Here is a 20,432-nt window from a genome sequence, read left to right on the forward strand (position 1 = left end):
CAACGGCATCCGGAAAACGTCTTATGCAACTTCGTCTCTGTTTCATCGTGTGCGGCCTGATCGGCGCTGCCTTGCTCGTCGCGTGCGGCGGCTCCGACTCGAGCGACAGCTCGAGCAGCAGCGCGGGGGGGTCGGGCGGCGCCTCGTCCGGCTCAGCGACGTCGTCGAGCGCCGCCGAGAGCTCCGGGTCGGGCGGGACCACCATCACCTGCCAAGGGTGCTTCAGCGACAGCACGTGCGCGCAAGCCATCGGGCCCTGCATCGCGAGCGACCCGACGTGCTCGCCGTGGGGGAAATGCGCGGTTGCATGCACCCTGGACGCCTATTTCGGGAAGTGTCTTGACAAATGCGACGCGCTCTACCCGGAGGCAGCCGGAACTTACGAGCCTATCTACGCGTGCATCTGCGACACGGAATGCGAGGCGGAGTGCGCGTCTTTGCCGCAGTGCCTCGGGGAGGGCGGGGCGGGAGGCGGCGCGAGCTCCAGCGCGGCGACTTCGGGCAGCGGCGGCGGCGGCGGGTAGCTGCGACGCGAGCTCCGAGCACCAAGCGAAGAGACTCTCGCGCCGGCCCCCTTCGATGAGAATCACAACCAATTCGAACGCCGAGGTACTCACATGACGTCGCATACCAGCGTATGGCTGCCAAGCTATCAGCGAGCGGCAGCGCCCCGAGCTCGCCTGTTCTGCTTTCCGTACGCCGGCGGCGCCGCACGCATCTACTCCCGCTGGAGCAGCGGCCTCCCGTCCGACATCGAGGTGTATGGCGTCGAGCTCCCGGGCCACGGGACGAGGTGGCACCCCCGCGTGCTCGTCACCCAGGTCGAGCCGCTCGTGGAGGCGCTGGCGCCGGAGCTCACGCCGCTCCTCGACGTACCCTATTTCCTCTTCGGGCACAGCATGGGCGCCCTCCTCGCCTTTCTGTGCGCGCGCGAGCTTCGCCGGCGAGGATCGCCGCTTCCGGCGCGCCTCTTCGTTTCGGGACGCATCGCGCCCCATATCCGATACCGCGACTCGTCCGTGTCGGCGATGACCGACGCGGATCTCGCCCACATGCTTCGCGTGCGCGGCGGGACCGCGCCCCAGATCCTCGCGGAGCCGGAGCTCATGGCCGCCCTCATCCCCAACATCCGAGCGGATTTCTCGCTCCTCGAGTCGTACATACACGCCGACGAGGCGCCGCTCGAGTGTGCCATCACGGCGTTCGCTGGCACGCACGACGACCAGGCGACCGAGGCCGACCTCGGCGAGTGGCGCGCTCATACGGCCGGGTCCTTCGGGGTGGAGCTGGTCGAAGGGGGACACTTCTTCGTGGACAACGAGCGAGAGAAGGTCGTCAACCGAGTTCGCCAGATGATCGAATGCTCGCTGCAGCCGGTGAATCGCACGGCGATGCCCGCTCACGGCGTGCATTGAGCGATCCGCCGTGGCCGCATGCGGTCATCCGCGAACGCGACCGGCGCGCGCTCTCGAGGGGGATGCCGTCGAAGCGCGCGCGCTCGACCTGATAGGCATCGTGGAGCTTCAGCGCGTTCGTGCTCCTTCCGCCCTCCAAGGTGAAGACCCACGGCTCCTCTCGCGTGCCCCAGCGTAACCTGCCCCCGCGATCGAGCGTGAACCCAGCGCGATCGACCTCGTCCTCGACGCCGAGGCGGCCGGAGATCCCGTGGCCTGTGCCGGGGAACCGCCGCTCCCCAAGGCTGTACCTGGGGAGCTCCTCGCGCTCGAGCGACAGAGCGCGACGGCCAGCCTTTGCCAGGACGCCGCTCCCAGCGCCCGACAGGGGCAGACGCTCCCCCGCCTTGAGCAGTCCGCCAGACCGCACCTGCGGACTGTGCGTACAGTTCGTGCGGCGCCCTGCTTCGTCGCACCAACCGATTGTACGCACAGTCCGTGCGGCGCTTTTTGTGCAGTCCGTCGGGCGCCCTGCTTCGCGCCTCGCGACGGAGCGTCGAGCCCCGGGCCGAGCGCTCCGCAGGCCGCCTTTCCTGCGACGGGAGGCGTCATCCGGGAGCGGGCCGCGCGCCGTGGCACGCATCTTGGAACTCGGGCTGCGGCTCTCGCACGACGCCCGCGTCGCAGGTCGTGGCATCTTTCCAACAGGGCTGGAGCTTCACGGACTGCCTCAAGGGGGCAGCAAGAGCCGAAGACCGGCACGCCGAGTGGGAGATCGCCGCACCGATGCGAACGGGTACGCCCGACACGCGTCTCCACGCAAGAGGATCATGAAACCAGGAGGCAGCGACGTGAGTAGTGATGAGCAACGCGGTTTTTGCGGAGCGCGTATCGCCGCGCGCTCCGTCGCAGGAGTCGCCGCGATGGCCATGGCGATCGGGGCTGCGTTCGGCTGTTCGAGCTCCCCGGCGGACGGCGGCGACGACGCGACCGCGCTCTCCGAGAAGTCGCAGCGCGGCTTCGATATCTCGCCGGTCAAGCTGTCGACCGACGGATTGAGCCGCGACGAGATCGAGATGGTAGGGTACGGCAGCTATCTCGTGAACGCGGTGGCCTATTGCAATCTCTGCCACGTGAAATACACCGTCGGCGCGAAGTGGGACGCGGCATACTTCGCCGACCCGGCGAACTACCTGGCAGGGAATGGACCCTTCTTCTTCCCCGCAGCGCAGCAGGAGCTCTTCGGGACCTACGTGCTTTCGAGGAACCTGACCCCCGATCCCAAGACCGGAATGTCGCTCACCGAAGCCGATTTCATCGAGTCGATGCGCACCGGCAAGGACCATTCGACCGACGGGATCCTGCTCAACATGCCGTGGCGATTCTATCGCTGGATGACCGTCAATGACCTGAAGGCAATCTATGCCTTCCTCAAGGCGTTGCCGCCGATCTCGAGCGAGCCCCCGAAGGGCTTCGAGCAGGACGTCAAGAACTCGATCCCCCCGATCCCGTACCCGACCTCGTTCGAGGCCGGTGACGTGACGCGCCCCCTCCCGGCCGACGACACCGCCGATCCCGACGGCACGCTGCACGGCGAGGCGATCCAGCCGCTCGCTGCCCCCACCGGCTTGTCGGCGGACGAGCAGCGCGCCTTCAATCGCGGGAGCTACCTCGTGAACGTCGGTATCTGCAACGCTTGCCACGGGAACCCGACGTCGCCTCCGGACGGCGTTATCGAGGGGAAGATCGACACCGCCAATTACCTGACGGGCGGCCGGGTCTTCAACATCGCCGACCTGAGCCCCGCCTACGGGTTCTCGCGCGCAATGAGCTCGAACCTGATCGGTCAAGACAACGGCTACAAGGGTTCTCTCGAGAGCTTCGTGGGCGTCATGGTCCAGGGCAAGCACATCGATGATCCCGGACAGCCGACCGTATCGTATCCGATGCCCTGGCGGCTCTACAAGAACATGACGCAGGACGATCTCGAGGCGATCTACACGTACATCACCAAGGTGCCTCGCAAGACGGGGGCAGCCGACAAGAAGACGCAGGCCGCCGCCGTCTACTGCGCGTCGGACGCGGATTGCGGTTCATCGACCTGCAACGTCGATTCGCTCGAATGCGTCGGCAGCGCCTGCGCGGCCGACTCCGACTGCCCCGCCTGCCAGACCTGCACGGAGGGCGCGTGCGCGGCTCCTGATCCGGAGTCGACCTGCACAGCTCAAGGCATCTAAGAGCGCGCCGCGACCGGCGTGGTACCTCGCCAGGCTCGGCGAGGTACCACCGGCCTCCGCGCCTCGCCTGACGCGAATCGCCGGCCGCTCCTCTTCGATGGGCGCTGGGACGGGGAGCTCGCGGGCAGGCGCCTGCGCACAGGACAGGGCCCATCTTCTCTTCGGACCAGCATCGCGTTTCCAACGGATTTATCCATGCAAGACATCGCGGCAGGGGGCTCGAGCGGAGAGGACGTCCAGACGTGGCTCGTCGAGAGGCTCGCCGCGCACCTCGGGGTGGATGCCCGGTCGATCGACGTCCGCGAGCGGCTCACCCGCTATGGGCTGGACTCGCAAGGGGCCGTGAGCCTCCTCTCCGAGCTCTCCCGGGCGCTCGGCCGCAAGCTCTCCCCGACGCTCGCGTGGGAGTATCCCACGATCGAAGCGCTCGCGCGATATCTGGTGAGCGGCGCGCGCGAGCGCGGCCCCGCGGATCGCGAGCCGGAGAGCGAGCCGATCGCCGTCGTCGGCATGGCGTGCCGATTCCCAAAGGCGCCTGATCCCGAGGCATTCTGGCGCCTGCTCACGAGCGGGATCGACGCCATCACCGAGCCGCCCCAGGGGCGGTGGAGCGGCCCGGCGTCGTCGGACGCCGGCGCGAGCGACGGCTCCGTGCGCGGCTTTCGAGGCGGGTTCCTCGACTCGGTCGACGAGTTCGATCCGCAGTTCTTCGGGATCTCCCCGAGGGAGGCCAGCCGCATGGATCCCCAGCAGCGACTCGTCCTGGAGCTCTCCTGGGAGGCGCTCGAGGACGCCGGGCTCGTCGCCGCGGATCTCTCGGGGACCCGAGCGGGCGTCTTCTGCGGCGCGATCTGGATCGAGTACACGACGCTCATTCATCGGGGCGGGCCCGAGGCCATCACGCAACATACGACGACGGGACATCACGGCAGCATCATCGCGAATCGCGTCTCGTACACGCTCGGCTTCAATGGCCCCAGCATGACGATCGACTCGGCCTGCTCGTCCGCGCTCGTCGCCGTTCATCTGGCTTGCGAGAGCCTGCGCCGTGGAGAATCGACGGTCGCCCTCGCGGGCGGGGTCAACTTGAACCTGCTCCCGGAGAGCACGCTCGAGGTCGCGCGCTTCGGCGGGCTCTCCCCCGACGGCCGGTGCTTCACGTTCGACGCTAGGGCCAACGGCTACGTGCGCGGCGAGGGGGGCGGGATGGTGGTCCTCAAGCGCCTTTCTCGCGCTGTGGCAGACGGGGACTCCATCTACTGCGTGATCCGCGGCAGCGCGGTCAACAACGACGGCGCGAGCAACGGCCTCACGGCTCCGAACCCGCGTGCGCAGGAGGAGCTCCTCACGGTCGCGTATGAACGCGCCGGCATCGACCCGGCGACCGTGCATTACGTGGAGGCCCACGGGACGGGCACGCCGCTCGGGGATCCCATCGAGGCGAAGGCGCTCGGCGCGATCCTCGGCGTGGGCAGGCCGCTCGATCGGCCGCTGCTCGTGGGATCGGCGAAGACCAACGTCGGACACCTGGAGGGCGCCGCGGGCATCGTCGGGCTCATCAAGGTCGCGATGGCGATCCAAAAGGGCAAGCTCCCGCCCAGCCTCAACTACGAGACGCCGAATCCGCACATCCCTTTCTCCGATCTTCGGCTGCAAGTTCAGCGCGACCTCACCCCGTGGCCCGAGGCGGCGCACCCGAGGACGGCAGGTGTGAGCTCTTTCGGGCTCGGGGGAACGAACTCCCACGTCGTTCTCCAAGAGTGGCAGGACGCGCGCACCGAGGTGCTGCCCATCTCCGGCGAGACGCGCGAAGGGCTGCGGGCCGCGGTTCGGCGCGTCCTCTCGGAGTCGACCGCGATGGAGCGTGGGGCGGCTCTCTCGACCTTCTGCGCTGCGGCGGCGCATTCGGCGCATGCCCCTCATCGACTCGCCGTGACCGCACGGACGCATGACGAGGTCGAGAAGAAGCTCCGCGCGTTCCTCGATGGCGAGCCGAGGGCGGGCCTCTCGGCCGCCGAGGCGGCGCCGCCCCCCAAGGTGGCGTTCGTCTTCTCGGGGCAAGGCGCGCAATGGTTCGGGATGGGTCGATCGCTCCTGCGGAACGAGCCGGTCTTTCGCGCGAAGCTCGCGCAATGCAGCCGCCTCGTCGAGGCGAACCTCGGCTGGTCTCTCCTCGACGAGCTCACGTGCGAGAGGCCGAGGTCTCGGCTGGGCGAGATCGACCGGAGCCTCCCCGCGATCATCTCGATCGAGATCGCCATCAGCGCGCTCTGGCGATCGTGGGGCATCGAGCCCGCCGCCGTCGTCGGCCACAGCACGGGCGAGATCGCGGCGGCCCACGTCGCAGGCGTCCTCACGCTCGAAGACGCGATCCGGACGATCTGCGCATACGGTCGCGTGATCCGGCGCCAGCGAGGCAAGGGCGCGATGGGGCTCGTCGGCCTCACCTGGGAGCAGACGGCCGCGGCGCTCGCGAGCCGAGGAGGATCCGTCTTCCGCGCCATCGAGCACAGCGTCGACTCGACGGTCGTCTCCGCCGAGCCGGCTGCGCTGGACTCTCTCTTCGAGGCGCTCGAGAGGGAGGGCGTCTTCTGCCGGCGCGTGGAGATCGACGTCGCGCCGCATTCACCGCTCGTGGACTCGCTGCGCGACGAGCTCTTCGCCGCGCTCTCCGGCGTGAGCCCGCGCGCGGGGCGGATCCCCGTCTACTCCGAGGTCACCGGCGCGCGCCTGGGCGGCGAGCGATTCGACGCCCAGCATTGGGTGGACAACTTCGGGAACCAGGCGCTGTTTTCCACGGCCATCAACGGCCTGATTGGCGGGGGCATCGGCGTCTTCCTCGAGGTGAGCCCGCACCCTTTGGTCAAGCACGCGATCGAGTCCAACCTGCGTCGCGCGGGCGCGTCCGCCGTCGTCGTCGCCTCCCTGCGGAGGGAGGAGGAAGAGCGCGCCGTCCTGCTCGATACGCTGGGCGCCCTTCACGCGCGTGGCTTCGAGGTGCGGTGGGAGGCGATCTATCGAAAGCGAGGAGACCACGCGCGCCCGCTACCCATTGTCCTATCCGCAAAGACCGATGAGGCGCTTCAGGCGCAGGCCGCGCGGCTGCGAGCACACCTGCTCGAGCACCCGGATCTCGCCCTGGTCGACGTCGCGTACTCCCTCGCCAACGCGCGATCGAAATTCGACCGCCGCGCCACGCTCGTCGCTCACGACCGCGCAGGCTTGCTCGAGAGCCTCGCTGAAGTCGGACGAGCGGGCGGCGCGCGCGGCGCCGGAACCCGGGCTCCGGGCGGCAAGCTCGCGATCCTGTTCACCGGACAAGGGAGCCAGAGGCCCGGCATGGGTCTCGCCCTCTACCGCGAATTCCCAGCGTTCCGCGAGGCCCTCGACGAGATATGCGATTGTCTCGATCGCGAGCTCGAGCGACCTCTGCGCGACATCTTGTTCGCGCCCGCCGGGAGCGACGACGCGGCGCTGCTCGATCAAACAGCGTTCGCCCAGACGGCCCTGTTCGCGCTCGAGGTCGCCCTGGCTCGCCTCGTCCAGACATGGGGGATCGAGCCCAGCTTCCTGGCCGGCCATTCGATCGGCGAGGTCGTCGCCGCTCACGTCGCCGGGGTCCTCGCGCTCGCCGACGCCTGCACGTTCGTCGGCGCCCGCGCGAGGCTCATGCAGGCGATCCCGCGGGGCGGCTCCATGGCCACGCTCGAGGCCTCGGAGGAGGAGGTCCGCGCCGAGCTCGAGGGCGGAGGCGCGCGCGTCGAGATCGCCGCGCAGAACGGCCCGGCGTCGATCGTGGTGGCGGGGGACGCCGACGCCGTGCTCGAGCTCGCCGCGCGGTTCGAGACGCGCGGTCGCAGGTCATCGCGCCTTCGTACGAGCCACGCCTTCCATTCCCACCACATGGACGGCGCGCTCGAGGCGCTCGGTCGCGTCGCTCGAGGTCTCACGTTCCACCCCCCGCGCATCCCGATCGTGTCGAACGTCACGGGAGACGTCGCGACGGCGGGCGAGCTCGGCTCCCCGGACTACTGGGTCGCCCACGTGCGACGCACCGTCCGGTGGCTCGACGGTATCCGCACCATCGAGGCCAAGGGGGTCTCGACCTTTCTGGAGCTCGGGCCGCACGGAGTCCTCTCCGCGCTCGGCCCCGACGCGTTGTCCGCGCGCTCGGAGGCGCGCGCGGCGTTCGTCCCTGCCCTGCGCAAGGACCGCCCCGAAGTCGCCTCGCTGACCGCCGCCGTCGGCGAGCTCCACGCGCGCGGCCTCGACGTGGATTGGGAAGCTTTCTTCGCCCCTCTTCGCCCGAGCCGTGTCGACCTGCCCACCTACGCTTTCCAGCGCGAGCGGTTCTGGCTCGACGCGCCCTCGCACGCCGTCTCGGCCACGGGCTCGCGCGCTGGGCGGTTCCCGCTGTCCGGAAGCCGCCTCGACCTCCCGGACGGTTCGACCATCCACACGCTCGAAATCGGGCCGGGCGCCCAGCCCTATCTCGCCGACCACTCCGTCTATGGCTGCGTCGTCGTTCCAGGCGCCTTTTATGTCGCGGTTCTTCTCGCCGTGGCGGAGTCGCATTGGCCCAATCAACCGATCGAGCTCCGCGACGTTCAATTCGTGCAAGCCCTCGCGTTCGAGGGACCTGGCGATCGCGTCACCGCGCACGCTCACCTCACCCCGACCGACGCGAAGGGCTCGACCTTCGCCGTGCAGATCGCGACGCGGGTCGACGCCGAGTGGACCACGCACGCCACCGCGCTGATCGCCCCCGCTCGGCAGGAGAATGTCTCTCCGCGCGCTCTTCTGCCGAGCGACGCGGGAGCGCGCGGGCACGACTCTGCTCCGGATCTGAGGCGATCCCTCGAGGCTCAACGCGTGACATGGGGGCCGCGATGGTCCTGGATCCGTCACCTCGACCACCGGCCGGAGCGGTCCGAGCTCGCCCAGCTCGAGGCGCCCGAGGGCGTGGCGAGCGTCGATGCGCCCATTCCGGCGGGCCTCATCGACAACGCGTTCGGTCTCAGCGTCACCGCCCATCACCTGCACGCGGAAGAGCCCGATTCGCCGACCTTCTTGCCGTTCGCCGTGGAGCGCATCGTGTGGGATGGGCGCGAAGCTGCGCCGAGCTGGGCCGAGTACCTCGCGCGAGGCGACGAGCGGCGCGGAGGCGAGCGCACCACCCGCGGCGATATCACGCTGTGGGACGCCACCGGCGCCCCGGTCGCGTTCATCGAGGGTTTTGCGACGTGCCGAGCGCCCGTCGAGCGGCTCTTGCCGAGCCGAGGCGCGAGAAAGCTGTACAGCGTGAGCTGGGTGGAGCACGCTTCGACGGGGCGCGCGGGCGGCACGTGGGCGCTCCTCGGCGCGGACCCTTCCGGCGTGGCCGCAGCGCTGAGAGCGCCCCGCCTTGAGCGTTACGCCACGCTCGGCGCGTTGCAGGAGGCGGTAGCGCGAGGCGCGGCCGTGCCCGACGTCCTCCTCGTCGCTCACGCTCCCGATCTCCCGATCGGCTCGAGCGAGGAGCTCGCCGCAGAGGCCCACCGCGCCACGTCCGAGGCGCTCGCGCTGATCAAAGCGTGGCTCGCTGATCCGCATTTCTCGGACAGCCGGCTCGTCGTGGTGACGGAGGGCGCCGTCGCCGCGCGTCCGGACGAAGACGTTCCGGGCCTCGTTCATGCGCCGATCTGGGGCCTCGTTCGCTCCGCGCAAACGGAGCACCCGGAGCGACGCCTCCTCCTGGTCGACCTCGATCGCAGCGATGCCTCGCGACGCGCGCTCCCCGGCGCCCTCGATGTCGCAGAGCCCCAGCTGGCGCTCCGTGAGGGTCGCCGGCTGGTCCCGCGATTGAAGCGGTTGTCGCCGGACGCCGGCAGGACGCCGCGTAGCCCGAATGGGCACGGGACGGTGCTCGTCACCGGGGGGACCGGCGCCCTGGGCGCGCTCGTGGCTCGGCACCTCGTTCGAGCGCATGGCGTCGAGCATCTGCTCCTCGTCTCCCGTCGGGGACCCTCTGCGCCCGGCGCCGAAGCGCTGCGACAGGAGCTCGAGGCGATGGGCGCGGCCGTCGACGTCGCGGCCGTCGACATCGCGGATCGCGACGCCCTTCGCGCGCTCCTCGCCTCCATCCCCGGCGAGCGCCCTCTGACCGCCGTGGTCCACGCCGCGGGAGCGGTCGACGACACGGTGCTCGAGGCGCTCACGCCCGCGCAGCTCCGGTCCGTCTTCGGCGCCAAGGTCGACGCGGCCGCCCACCTCGACGAGCTCACGCGGGGCTCCGATCTCGCCGCCTTCGTTCTGTTCTCCTCGATCTCGGGTCTGCTCGGCGGCGCGGGACAAGCCAACTACGCTGCGGCGAACACGTTCCTGGACGCCCTCGCGTCTCGCCGGAGGGCGCAGGGGCTCCCGGCCGTCTCCCTCGGGTGGGGGCAATGGGCGGAGAAGTCGGCCATGACCGCCAACCTGAGCGAAGCCGACCTCCTTCGCATCAGGAGAGGAGGAATCCGCGCGCTCTCTTCCGTCGAAGGGCTCGCGCTCTTCGACGCCGCCCTCGAACACCCTCAGGCGCTCCTCGCCGCCGTCGATCTCGACATCGAGGCCCTCCGCCGTCGAGAGGACAGAATCTCGCCTCTTCTGCGTATGCTCGTCGGACCCGCGCCGAGCCGGGCGGCCCACGCGAGCGCGGGCTCGACGGTCTCGCTCAAGCAGCGGCTCGAGCCGCTGTCGCCCGAGGCGCGCCACGAGCTGCTGCGCGACCTCGTCCGCGCGGAGATCGCGGCGGTGCTGGCCCTCGGCCCGAACGCGATCGACGTTCATCGCCCGTTGCGCGAGCTCGGCCTCGACTCCCTCACCGCCGTCGAGCTGCGCGATCGACTCGCCGCCACCACCGGCCTGCGCCTCCCCGCGACGGTCCTCTTCGATTACCCGACGTGCGACGCCATGGCGGGGCGCGTCCTGACCGGCCTCTTCGAGGACGACGGCGGCCTGTCGGAGCTCGATCGGCTCGAGCTCGCCCTGTCGAAGCGCCGCGTGAGCGACGCGCAACGCGAGGTCCTGAAGAAGCGGCTGCGATCGATCCTCTCGAAATGGACGGACGGCGAGGAGCACGCCGCTGCCTTGGTCCAGGGAGACCTCCGTGGCGCCACGAATCTCGAATTGTTCGAGCTCATCGACAAGCAACTTGAGGCCGAGGCACGCCGATGACGGAAGAGCAGAAGCTGCGCGCATACCTCGAGCGGGTCGTCTCGGCGCTGAACCAGACCCGCGAGAAGCTCCGCGGACTCGAGGAAAAGCAGCGCGAGCCGATCGCGATCGTCTCGATGAGCTGCCGCTTCCCGGGCGGCGTGGAGACGCCCGAAGACCTCTGGCAGGTCGTGGCGGGCGGTCGCGACGCCGTTTCGTCGTTCCCCGAAAACCGCGGCTGGGACGTCGATGCTCTCTACGACGCCGACCCCGAAGCCAAGGGCAAGAGCTACGTACGGCACGGAGGGTTCCTCCACGACGCCGACCAGTTCGATGCGTCCTTCTTCGGCATCAGCCCGCGCGAGGCGCTCGCCATCGATCCGCAGCAGCGGCTGCTCCTCGAGGCCGTGTGGGAGACGATCGAGCGAGCCGGTATCGACCCCACGTCGCTCCGCGGGAGCCAGACAGGCGTGTTCGCCGGCGTCATGTACAGCGACTACGGCGCACGCCTGCTTCACGTCCCCGACGATCTCGAGGGCTATCTCGGCATGGGGAGCTCGCCCAGCGTCGCCTCGGGTCGAATCGCCTACACGCTCGGCTTCCACGGCCCGACGGTCACGGTCGACACCGCGTGCAGCTCCTCGCTCGTCGCGATCCACCTCGCGGTCCAGGCGCTCCGTCAGGGCGAGTGCGCGCTCGCGCTCGCCGGCGGTGTGACCGTCATGGCGACACCGTCGAGCTTCGTGGAGTTCAGCCGCCAGCGCGGGCTCGCGCGCGACGGGCGCTGCAAGCCATTCTCCGCCGCCGCCGACGGGACCGGCTGGGCCGAGGGCGTCGGCCTGTTGCTCCTGGAGCGCCTCTCGGACGCCAAGCGAAACGGGCACCCCATCCTCGCCGTCCTCCGTGGCTCCGCGGTCAACCAGGACGGGAAGAGCCAGGGGCTCACGGCGCCAAACGGTCTGGCCCAAGAGCGCGTGATCCGTCAGGCCCTCGAGAGCGCCCAGCTCTCCGCGCGAGACGTCGACGCCGTCGAGGCGCACGGCACCGGAACGCCGCTCGGCGACCCCATCGAAGCCCAGGCGCTGATCGCGACCTACGGGCAGGCCCGCCCGAGCGAGCGGCCGCTCTGGCTCGGTAGCCTCAAGTCGAACGTCTCTCACACGCAAGCGGCTGCGGGCGTCGGCGGCGTCATCAAGATGGTGCTCGCGCTCGAGCACGGCGTCTTGCCAAAGACATTGCACGTGAGCGCCCCCTCGCCTCACGTCGATTGGTCTTCGGGCACGGTCCGCTTGCTCACGGAAGCGGTCCCGTGGCCGAAGGGCGCCGAGCCGCGTCGCGCGGCGGTCTCCTCGTTCGGGGTGTCAGGGACCAACGCCCACGTCGTGCTCGAGGAAGCGCCGAGCGCTTCGCCGCCGGGCGCCGTCGAACGGTCGGAGGCGGCGCCGCCGACGTCGTTGCCCATGCTCCTCTCCGGCAAGAGCGAGGGCGCGCTCCGCGCGCAGGCCGCGCGCCTCCTGACGCACGTGACGGCGCGGCCCGATCTCGATCTCGTCGACGTCGCGTTCTCGCTCGCGACGACGCGCGCGCACTTCGACCGCCGCGCGGTCATCGTCGCTCGCGATCGCCAGGGCTTCTTGAGCTCGCTCGCGGCCCTCGCGAAGGGTGGTTCTACCAGCTCGACGGCGAAGGGTCAGAGCACCTTCGGCGGCAAGGTCGCGTTCGTCTTCCCTGGGCAAGGCTCGCAGTGGGCCGGGATGGGGCTCGCCCTGCTCGATACGTCGCCTGTCTTCCGGAGCCACTTCGACGCGTGCGCGCGCGCCCTCTCGCCCCACGTCGACTGGTCCCCCCTCGCCGTCCTCCGCGGCGAAGCGGCCGCGCCCGCCCTGGACCGCGTCGACGTCGTTCAGCCGCTCCTGTTCGCCGTGATGGTCTCGCTCGCGCATCTGTGGCGCTCCATGGGCGCGCGCCCCGACGCGGTCGTGGGTCACAGCCAGGGTGAGATCGCGGCGGCCTACGCGGCCGGCGCGCTGTCGCTGGAAGACGCGGCCAAGGTCGTCGCCCTGCGGAGCCGGGCCCTGACGAAGATCGCCGGTCGCGGAGGCATGGCCGCCGTGGAGCTCGGAGCCGCCCAGCTCGAGCCACACCTCGCCCGCTTCGACGGCGCGATCTCCCTCGCCGCGATCAACAGCTCGCGGTCCACGCTGGTCGCGGGCGAGCCGGACGCGCTGTCCGCCCTGCTCGCCGAGCTCTCTCGGCTGCAGATCTTCGCGAAGCGGGTGCGCGTCGACTACGCCTCGCACTCGGCGCACGTCGACGCCATTCGCGACGACCTCTCCCGGCAGCTGGCCGGCATCACGCCGCGTGCTTGCGCGCTGCCGCTCTACTCGACCGTGATGGGAGGCGTGCTGAGCGGCGCCGAGCTCGACGCCGCATACTGGGTCCGGAACCTGCGAGAGACGGTCCGCTTCGAGGACGCGACGAAGCGCCTCCTCGCCGACGGCCATCGCTTCTTCCTCGAGGTGAGCCCCCATCCGGTCCTCGCCTTGGCGTTGGAGGAGTCGATCGAGAGCGCCGGAGTCTCGGCCGCCGTCGGGGGCTCGCTCCGCCGCGACGAGGGCGACCTCGAGCGCTTGCATCGTTCCTTGGGCCAACTTCACGCGAGCGGGATGCGCGTCGATTGGGCGGCGTTCTTCGGCCCCTACCACCCGCGCCGCGTCGACCTGCCGACCTACGCTTTCCAGCGCGAGCGGTTCTGGCTTGAAGCCCGCGCGCTCCAAGGAGCCGACATCGCGCCTGCCGCCCCTCGGGACGCGCGCTTCTGGGACGCGGTCGCGCGAGCCGACGTGAGCGCGCTCGCCGAGGCGCTTCACCTCGACGACGAAGGGGATCGATCGGCGCTCGCTCGGCTCCTTCCCGGCCTGTCGACGTGGCGCCGAGGCTGCGACGAGCAAGCGACGACGGACGCCTGGCGCTACCGGATCGTCTGGAAGCCCCTCCCGAACCTGGCCGCAGGGGACGTGTCCGGCACCTGGCTGCTCCTGGTCCCGGCGTCCCATCGCGGGGACGAGCTCGCGACGAAGCTCCACCGCGCGCTCGAGGAGCGCGGCGCCCGGGTCCTCGCCGTGGAGCTCGCGGACGGAGAGCTGGACCGCGCGAGCTTGGCTGCGCGCGTTCGCGACGCGAGCCCCGAGGGGACACCGCTGCGCGGCGTGCTCTCGCTGCTCGCGCTCGACGAATGCCCGCTCCCGGATCACCCCGCGGTGCCGAGCGGGGTCGCCGGCACGGTCGCGCTCGTGCAGGCGCTCGTCGACACGCGGACAGAGACCGCGCTCTGGCTGCTCACGCGCGGCGCGGTGTCCGTCGGTCGCTCCGACGCGCTCGCGCAAGCGCTGCAGAGCCTCACGTGGGGCCTCGGTCGCGCGGTCGGGCTCGAGCACCCGGAGCTGTGGGGAGGTCTCGTGGACGTCGGCGGCCCGCTCGGCGGCAGGGCGCTCGACCACCTCGTCGCCGCGCTCGGCGACCGCACGGGCGAGGACCAGATCGCGCTCCGCTCGACAGGGCTCTTCGCCCGGCGGCTGGTGCGCGCGCCGCTCGGCGAGGACGCGCCCTCCGGCGCGTGGAGGCCGACGGGAACGATCCTCGTCACGGGCGGCACGGGCGCGCTCGGGATGCAGCTCGCGCGCTGGCTCGCGGCGCGCGGCGCCGAGCACCTCGTGCTCGCGAGCCGGCGCGGCCTCGATAGCCCCGGCGCCCCAGAGCTCGACGCCGAGCTCCGCGCGCTCGGAGCGCGCGTGACCTTCGCGGCGTGCGACGTCGCCGATCGCGAGGCGCTCGCGGCGCTCATCGACGAGCTCGACCAAGGCGGGTCCAGGCTCCGCGCCGTCTTCCACGCGGCGGGCACGACGATGCGCGCGGAGGTCCTCCGCGAGACCACCCCGTCGGAGCTCGCGGCGATCGCCGAGGGGAAGGTCGCCGGGGCACGGAACCTCGACGAGCTGCTCGCCGACAGGCCGCTCGACGCGTTCGTCCTGTTTTCGTCCGTCGTCGGCATCTGGGGGAACAAGCACCAGGCCGTCTACGGCGCCGGCAACGCCTTCCTCGACGCCTTGGCCGAGCACCGCCGCGCCCGAGGTCGCCGGGCCACGTCGATCGCCTGGGGGATCTGGGACGCCGACCACGGCGAGGCGCCGGCTGGCGCGGAGGAGGCGTTTCGCGATCACTTCCGCCGCCGCGGGCTCGTCACGATGGCCCCCGCGCTCGCCTTCACAGCGCTCGCGCGGACGCTCGACCTCGACGAGGCCGCCATCACGATCGCCGACGTCGACTGGGCTCGCTTCACTCCCGCGTTCAGCGCCGCGCGTTCACGCCCGCTCCTCCGCGACCTGCCGGACGCCGAGCGGGTCCTGGCGACCCTCGCCGGAGCGCCGGCCAGCGAAGGCTCGCCCGCCCTCATCGCAGAGCTAGGCGTGCTCGCGGAAGGGGAGCGGCTTCGACGCGTCGAAGGGCTCGTGCGGAGCGAGACGGCCGCGATCCTCGGCCACGCCGACGCTTCCGTCGTCGAGCCCACCCGAGGCTTCTTCGATATGGGGCTCGATTCGCTGATGGCCGTCGAGCTCAGGCGCCGCCTCCAGAAGGCCACGGGCGTGAGCCTCCCCGCCACGCTCGCCTTCGATCACCCTTCGCCGAAGCACGTCGCGATCCTCTTGCTCGCTTCGCTCGGCATCGTCACCGCGTCCGCGGGGGCGAGCGGAGGCACGGCGTGTTCGTCGCGCCTTCGAGGCGACGAGCCGCTCGCGATCGTCGGCGTGGCGCTCCGTTTCCCGGGTGTCGCGACCGACGTCGACAGCTTCTGGCGAGCGCTCGAGCGCGGCCTCGACGCGGTCGGTCCGATCCCGGAGAGCCGCTTCAGCGCGAGCGCGTTCTACGACCCCGATCCCGAGGTCAAGGACAAGAGCTACGTCCGCGAAGCCGCCCTGCTGGATCAGGTGGATCACTTCGACGCGGCCTTCTTCGGCATCAACCCGCGCGAGGCGAGGCAGATCGATCCCCAGCACCGCTTGCTGCTCGAGTCCGCCTGGCAGAGCCTCGAGGACGCCGGCGTCGTGCCGGAATCGCTCAGGGAGTCGAAGACGGGCGTCTTCGTCGGCATCGGTCCGAGCGACTACGCGCACCTCCAGGCGCGCGCGGAGGCCGATCCGTACTCCGCGATGGGAACGCCCGCCTTCGCGGCAGGGAGGCTCGCCTACGCGCTCGGGCTGCAGGGGCCCACGCTCTCGATCGACACCGGCTGCTCCTCCTCCTTGGTCGCGCTTCACCTCGCCTGCCAGTCGCTCCGAAGCGGCGAGTGCGACTTCGCGCTCGCCGGCGGCGTCCAGGTGCTCGCCGCGCCGGAGTCGTTCGTGGTGCTCTCGCGCACGCGAGCCCTCGCCCCCGATGGCCGGTCGAAGACGTTCTCGGCCCACGCCGACGGCTTCGGTCGCGGGGAAGGCGTCGTGGTCGTCGCCCTCGAGCGCCTGAGCGATGCGCGCGCGCGCGGGCACAGGGTGCTCGCCATCGTGCGGGGCAGCGCGGTGAACCACGGCGGCGCTTCGACCGGGATCTCGGCGCCGAACGGGACCTCTCAGCAGAAAGTGCTGCGCGCCGCGCTCGAAGACGCGGAGCTCACGCCCGCCGACGTCGACGTCGTCGAATGCCATGGCACCGGCACCGCCCTCGGCGACCCCATCGAGGTCCAGGCGCTCGCCGCCGTCTACGGCGAAGGCCGCCCCGCCGACCGGCCGCTCCTCGTCGGCGCGCTCAAGACCAACATCGGCCACCTCGAGTCCGCCTCCGGGCTCGCCGGCCTCGCCAAGGTCGTCGCCTCGCTCCGGCACGAGGCCCTGCCCGCAACCCTGCACACCCACCCGCGCAATCCTCACATCGCCTGGCAAGAGCTGCCCCTCGACGTCGTCGACTCGCTCCGCCCATGGCCCCGCCGCCTCGACGGCAGCCCGCGCCGCGCCGCCGTCTCCGCCTTCGGCCTCTCCGGCACCAACGCCCACGTCATCGTCGAAGAAGCCCCGAGCGACGCGCCCGCTGAGCGACCTCCGCACCCGTCCCTGCCTGTCCCCGTGCTGCTGTCCGCCAGGTCAGAGCCCGCCCTGCGCGCGCAAGCCGACCGGCTCCGCTCTCACCTCCTCGCTCATCCAGACCTCCACCTCGGCGACGTCGCCGCCTCCCTCGCCACCGCGCGCTCCCACTTCGAGCACCGCGCCGCCGTCGTCGCCGACGGCGCCCACGGCCTCCTCGACGCCCTCGACGCCCTCGCGCACGGCCGCTCTCCCGCCCATGCCGTGACCGCACACAGCTCGGGCAATCCACGCCTCGCCCTGCTCTTCACAGGACAAGGCAGCCAGCGGCCCGCCATGGGGCGCTCCCTTTACGACGCCTACCCCGCCTTCCGCGACGCCCTCGACGCCGTCTGCGCCCTCCTCGACCGCGAGCTGGAGCGCCCCCTCGCCCACGTGCTCTTCGCCGCCGAAGGCTCCGAGCAAGCCGCCCTCCTCGACCAGACCTCGTTCACCCAACCCGCCCTCTTCGCCCTCGAGGTCGCCCTCTTCCGCCTCGTCGAGACCTGGGGCGTGAAGCCCGACCTCCTGCTCGGCCACTCCATCGGCGAGCTCGTCGCCGCCCACGTCGCCGGCGTCCTGTCCCTCGAAGACGCCTGCACCCTCGTCGCCGCCCGCTCTCGCCTCATGCAGGCCCTCCCCCTCGGCGGCGCCATGGTCACCGTCGAGGCCGCGGAGCCCGAGGTCCTCGCCGCACTCCACCGTACCGCCGGCGTCGAGATCGCCGCCCTCAACGGCCCCACCTCCACCGTCCTCTCGGGCGAGCTCGACGCCGTCCTCTCCGCCGCCGCGCTCTTCCAGTCCCTCGGTCGCAAGACCTCACGGCTCCGCGTCAGCCACGCTTTTCACTCCGCCCACATGCACGCGATGCTCGAGCCCTTCGGCCGCATCGCCGAGCGCCTCACCTTCCATCCCCCGCGCATCCCCATCGTCTCCAACCTCACCGGCAAGCTCGCCTCCGCCGAACAGCTCTGCTCGCCCGACTACTGGGTGCGACACGTCCGACACGCCGTCCGCTTCCTCGACGGCATCCGAACCCTCGAGGACCAAGGCGTCTCCACCTTCCTCGAGCTCGGCCCCCACGGCGTCCTCTCCGCCCTCGGACAGGAGTCGCTCTCGGCCGAAGCACAAGCCCAGGCCCCGTTCATCCCGGCGATGCGCAAGGACAGGCCCGAGGTGCCCACCCTCCTCACCGCCCTCGGCTCCCTCCACGCACGCGGTCACCTCGTCGACTGGACGGCCTTCTTCGCCCCCTACCTTCCGCGGCGGGTCGACCTGCCCACGTACGCGTTCCAGCGCGAGCGCTTCTGGATCGATCCGCCCGCGCCCGCGGACGTCGGCAAGGCCGCGGTTGCCTCCGAAGATACGGACTTCTGGCGGGCCGTCGAGAGCGCGGATATCGCGTCGCTCGGCGACGCCCTGCGCGTGAAGGACGAGGTGGGCCGCGCCGCGCTCACCACGCTCCTGCCGAGCCTGTCCACGTGGCGCCGACGACGCCGAGCGCAGACCACGATCGACGCGTGGCGCTACCGCGTCGTGTGGAAGCCCCTCGCGGGTTCTCCGCGACACGACCTCGGCGGCGCCTGGCTTCTCCTCATCGGGGATACCGAGGCCGAGAAGGAGCTCGCACGCACGCTCGCCGGCGCGCTCGCCCATCGAGGCGCGACCGTCGCGCAGATCCAGGTCGACGCGGCGCATCGCGGAGCGCTCGCGCCGCGCCTCCGCGCGGCGAGCGCGGAGAGCGGATCCTTCCGCGGCGTGCTCTCTCTGCTCGCGCTCGACGAGGCGCCCTTCCGCACGCACCCCATCCTGCCCGCCGGGCTCGCGCGGACGCTCGGGCTCGTGCAGGCGCTCGACGACGCAGGCATCGAGGCGCCTCTGTGGATCCTCACCCGGGGCGCCGTCCGCGCGTGCGACGGCGACGAGGGGCCGCGACCTCGTCAAGCGATGGCGTGGGGCCTCGGCCGCGTGCTCGGCCTCGAGCAGCCGAAGCGCCTGGGAGGCCTCGTCGACGTGGCCCCCGAGCTCGACGCGCGGGCGATCGACCTCCTGATGGGCGCCCTCGCCGGCCGCGACGACGAGGACCAGCTCGCCATACGCCCCTCCGGAGCGTTCGCGCGCAGGCTCATCCGCGCGCCGCTCGGGGGGCGCCCCGCCCGGCGGGCCTTCGCACCGCGCGGGACCATCCTCATCACGGGGGGCACCGGCGCGCTCGGAGGCCACGTGGCCCGCTGGCTCGCCAGACGGGGCGCCGAGCACCTCGTCCTCATGAGCCGGCGCGGACAGGAGGCTCCGGGCGCGGACGCCCTCCGCGCCGAGCTCACCGCGCTCGGCGCGCGCGTGACCCTCGCGGCCTGCGACGCCGCCGACAAGGGAGCGCTCGCCGCGCTCCTCGAGCGGCTCGACGCGCAGGGCTGCCCGGTTCGCTCGGTCGTCCACGCGGGCGGCATCGTGCGGCACGCGCCGCTCGCCACGACGACGGTGGAGGACGTCGCCGAGGTGATCCACGGCAAGGTCGCGGGAGCGCAGCACCTGCACGAGCTGCTCGAAGGCCATCCGCTCGACGCGTTCGTGCTGTTCTCGTCGGGCGCCAGCACGTGGGGCGGCGGGGAACAAGGCGCCTACGCGGCCGCGAACGCCTTCCTGGACGCGCTCGCGGAGCAACGCCGCGCCCTCGGGCTCGCCGCGACCTCGGTGGCGTGGGGAGCCTGGGGCGGCGGAGGGATGCTCGCGAGCGACGCCGGCGCGGAGGGCGCGCTCCGGCGCCGCGGCCTCTGCGCCATGGACCCGGCGCTCGCGATCGAGGCGCTCGCGCGAGCGCTCGACCACGACGAGGTGAACGTCACGGTCGCCGACATCGACTGGCCGCGCTTCGCGGCGTCGTTCTCGGCCGCGCGCCCGCGCCCGCTCCTCCGCGATCTGGACGAGGCGCGGAGCGCCCTCGAGGTCGCCGCCGAGCCGTCCGACGCCGCGCCCTCGCCGCTCCAGCAGCGCCTCCTCGCCCTCCCGGCGGAGGACGCGGAGCGCGCGCTGCTCGGCGTGGTCCGCGCGGAGACCGCGACCGTGCTCGGCCTGGCTCGCGCGACGGCGCTCCCGGCGGATCGCCCGCTCCAGGAGCTCGGGCTCGACTCGCTCATCGCGGTGGAGCTCGGGAGCCGGCTCGCGGCCGCGACGGGGCTGCGGCTCGAGTCCACGCTCGTCTTCGATTACCCGACCATCGGCGCGCTGGCGAAGCGGCTCGTCGCGAAGCTCTCCCCCCAGGGCGCCGGGGCGAGACCCTCGATCGGCGCGGAGATCGACCGGCTGGAGCGCGCGCTCGCCGCCATCGCGGGCGATGAGGGCGCGCGCGAACAGGCGACGGCGCGCCTCCGGGCGCTCGTGGCGACCTGGAGCGCGCCCGGCGCGACGCCGGCGCCCGGGGCCGGCGCCGCCGCCGGGCGCGCCTTCGAGTCGGCGACCGACGAGGAGCTCTTCGCGTCCTTCGACCGGCAATTTGCAGGAGCAGGCCAATGAACACC

At 71.6% G+C, this 20,432-nt stretch carries 5 protein-coding genes; all 5 read left to right on the forward strand.

Features of this window, described 5'->3' with window-relative positions; translation table 11 throughout:
• Positions 1-23: 23 nt before the first annotated feature.
• The 5 genes from WMF45_RS44695 to WMF45_RS44715 all read left to right on the forward strand — a co-directional run bounded on the left by WMF45_RS44695 (position 24) and on the right by WMF45_RS44715 (position 20,427).
• On the forward strand, positions 24-524 hold the full coding sequence (locus WMF45_RS44695) for a hypothetical protein (RefSeq protein WP_437712856.1): 501 nt from the start codon (positions 24-26) through the stop codon (positions 522-524).
• 93 nt (positions 525-617) lie between these two features.
• Positions 618-1,415, forward strand: a complete 798-nt coding sequence (locus tag WMF45_RS44700) for a thioesterase II family protein (protein WP_437712858.1) — start codon at positions 618-620, stop codon at positions 1,413-1,415.
• A gap of 902 nt (positions 1,416-2,317) precedes the next feature.
• The gene (locus WMF45_RS44705) at positions 2,318-3,631 is read left to right on the forward strand and encodes a cytochrome C (protein ID WP_437712860.1); all 1,314 of its coding nucleotides are present in this window, start codon (positions 2,318-2,320) and stop codon (positions 3,629-3,631) included.
• Positions 3,632-3,649: 18 nt separating this feature from the next.
• Positions 3,650-10,828 (forward strand): SDR family NAD(P)-dependent oxidoreductase, encoded by a 7,179-nt coding sequence (locus WMF45_RS44710; RefSeq protein ID WP_437712862.1) that lies wholly within the window; start codon positions 3,650-3,652, stop codon positions 10,826-10,828.
• Between the two features lie 107 nt (positions 10,829-10,935).
• The gene (locus tag WMF45_RS44715; RefSeq protein WP_437719645.1) at positions 10,936-20,427 is read left to right on the forward strand and encodes a type I polyketide synthase; all 9,492 of its coding nucleotides are present in this window, start codon (positions 10,936-10,938) and stop codon (positions 20,425-20,427) included.
• Positions 20,428-20,432: the final 5 nt, after the last annotated feature.

Origin of the sequence: Sorangium sp. So ce448, from assembly GCF_051520915.1 — a bacterium.
Classification (GTDB): Bacteria; Myxococcota_A; Polyangia; order Polyangiales; family Polyangiaceae; genus Sorangium; species Sorangium cellulosum_B.

Bases quoted from the DNA above. Each gene is read 5' to 3' on its own strand.
- WMF45_RS44700 (WP_437712858.1), top strand. From the start codon at position 618: ATGACGTCGCATACCAGCGTATGGCTGCCAAGCTATCAGCGAGCGGCA.
- WMF45_RS44695 (WP_437712856.1), top strand. From the start codon at position 24: ATGCAACTTCGTCTCTGTTTCATCGTGTGCGGCCTGATCGGCGCTGCC.
- WMF45_RS44705 (WP_437712860.1), top strand. From the start codon at position 2,318: ATGGCCATGGCGATCGGGGCTGCGTTCGGCTGTTCGAGCTCCCCGGCG.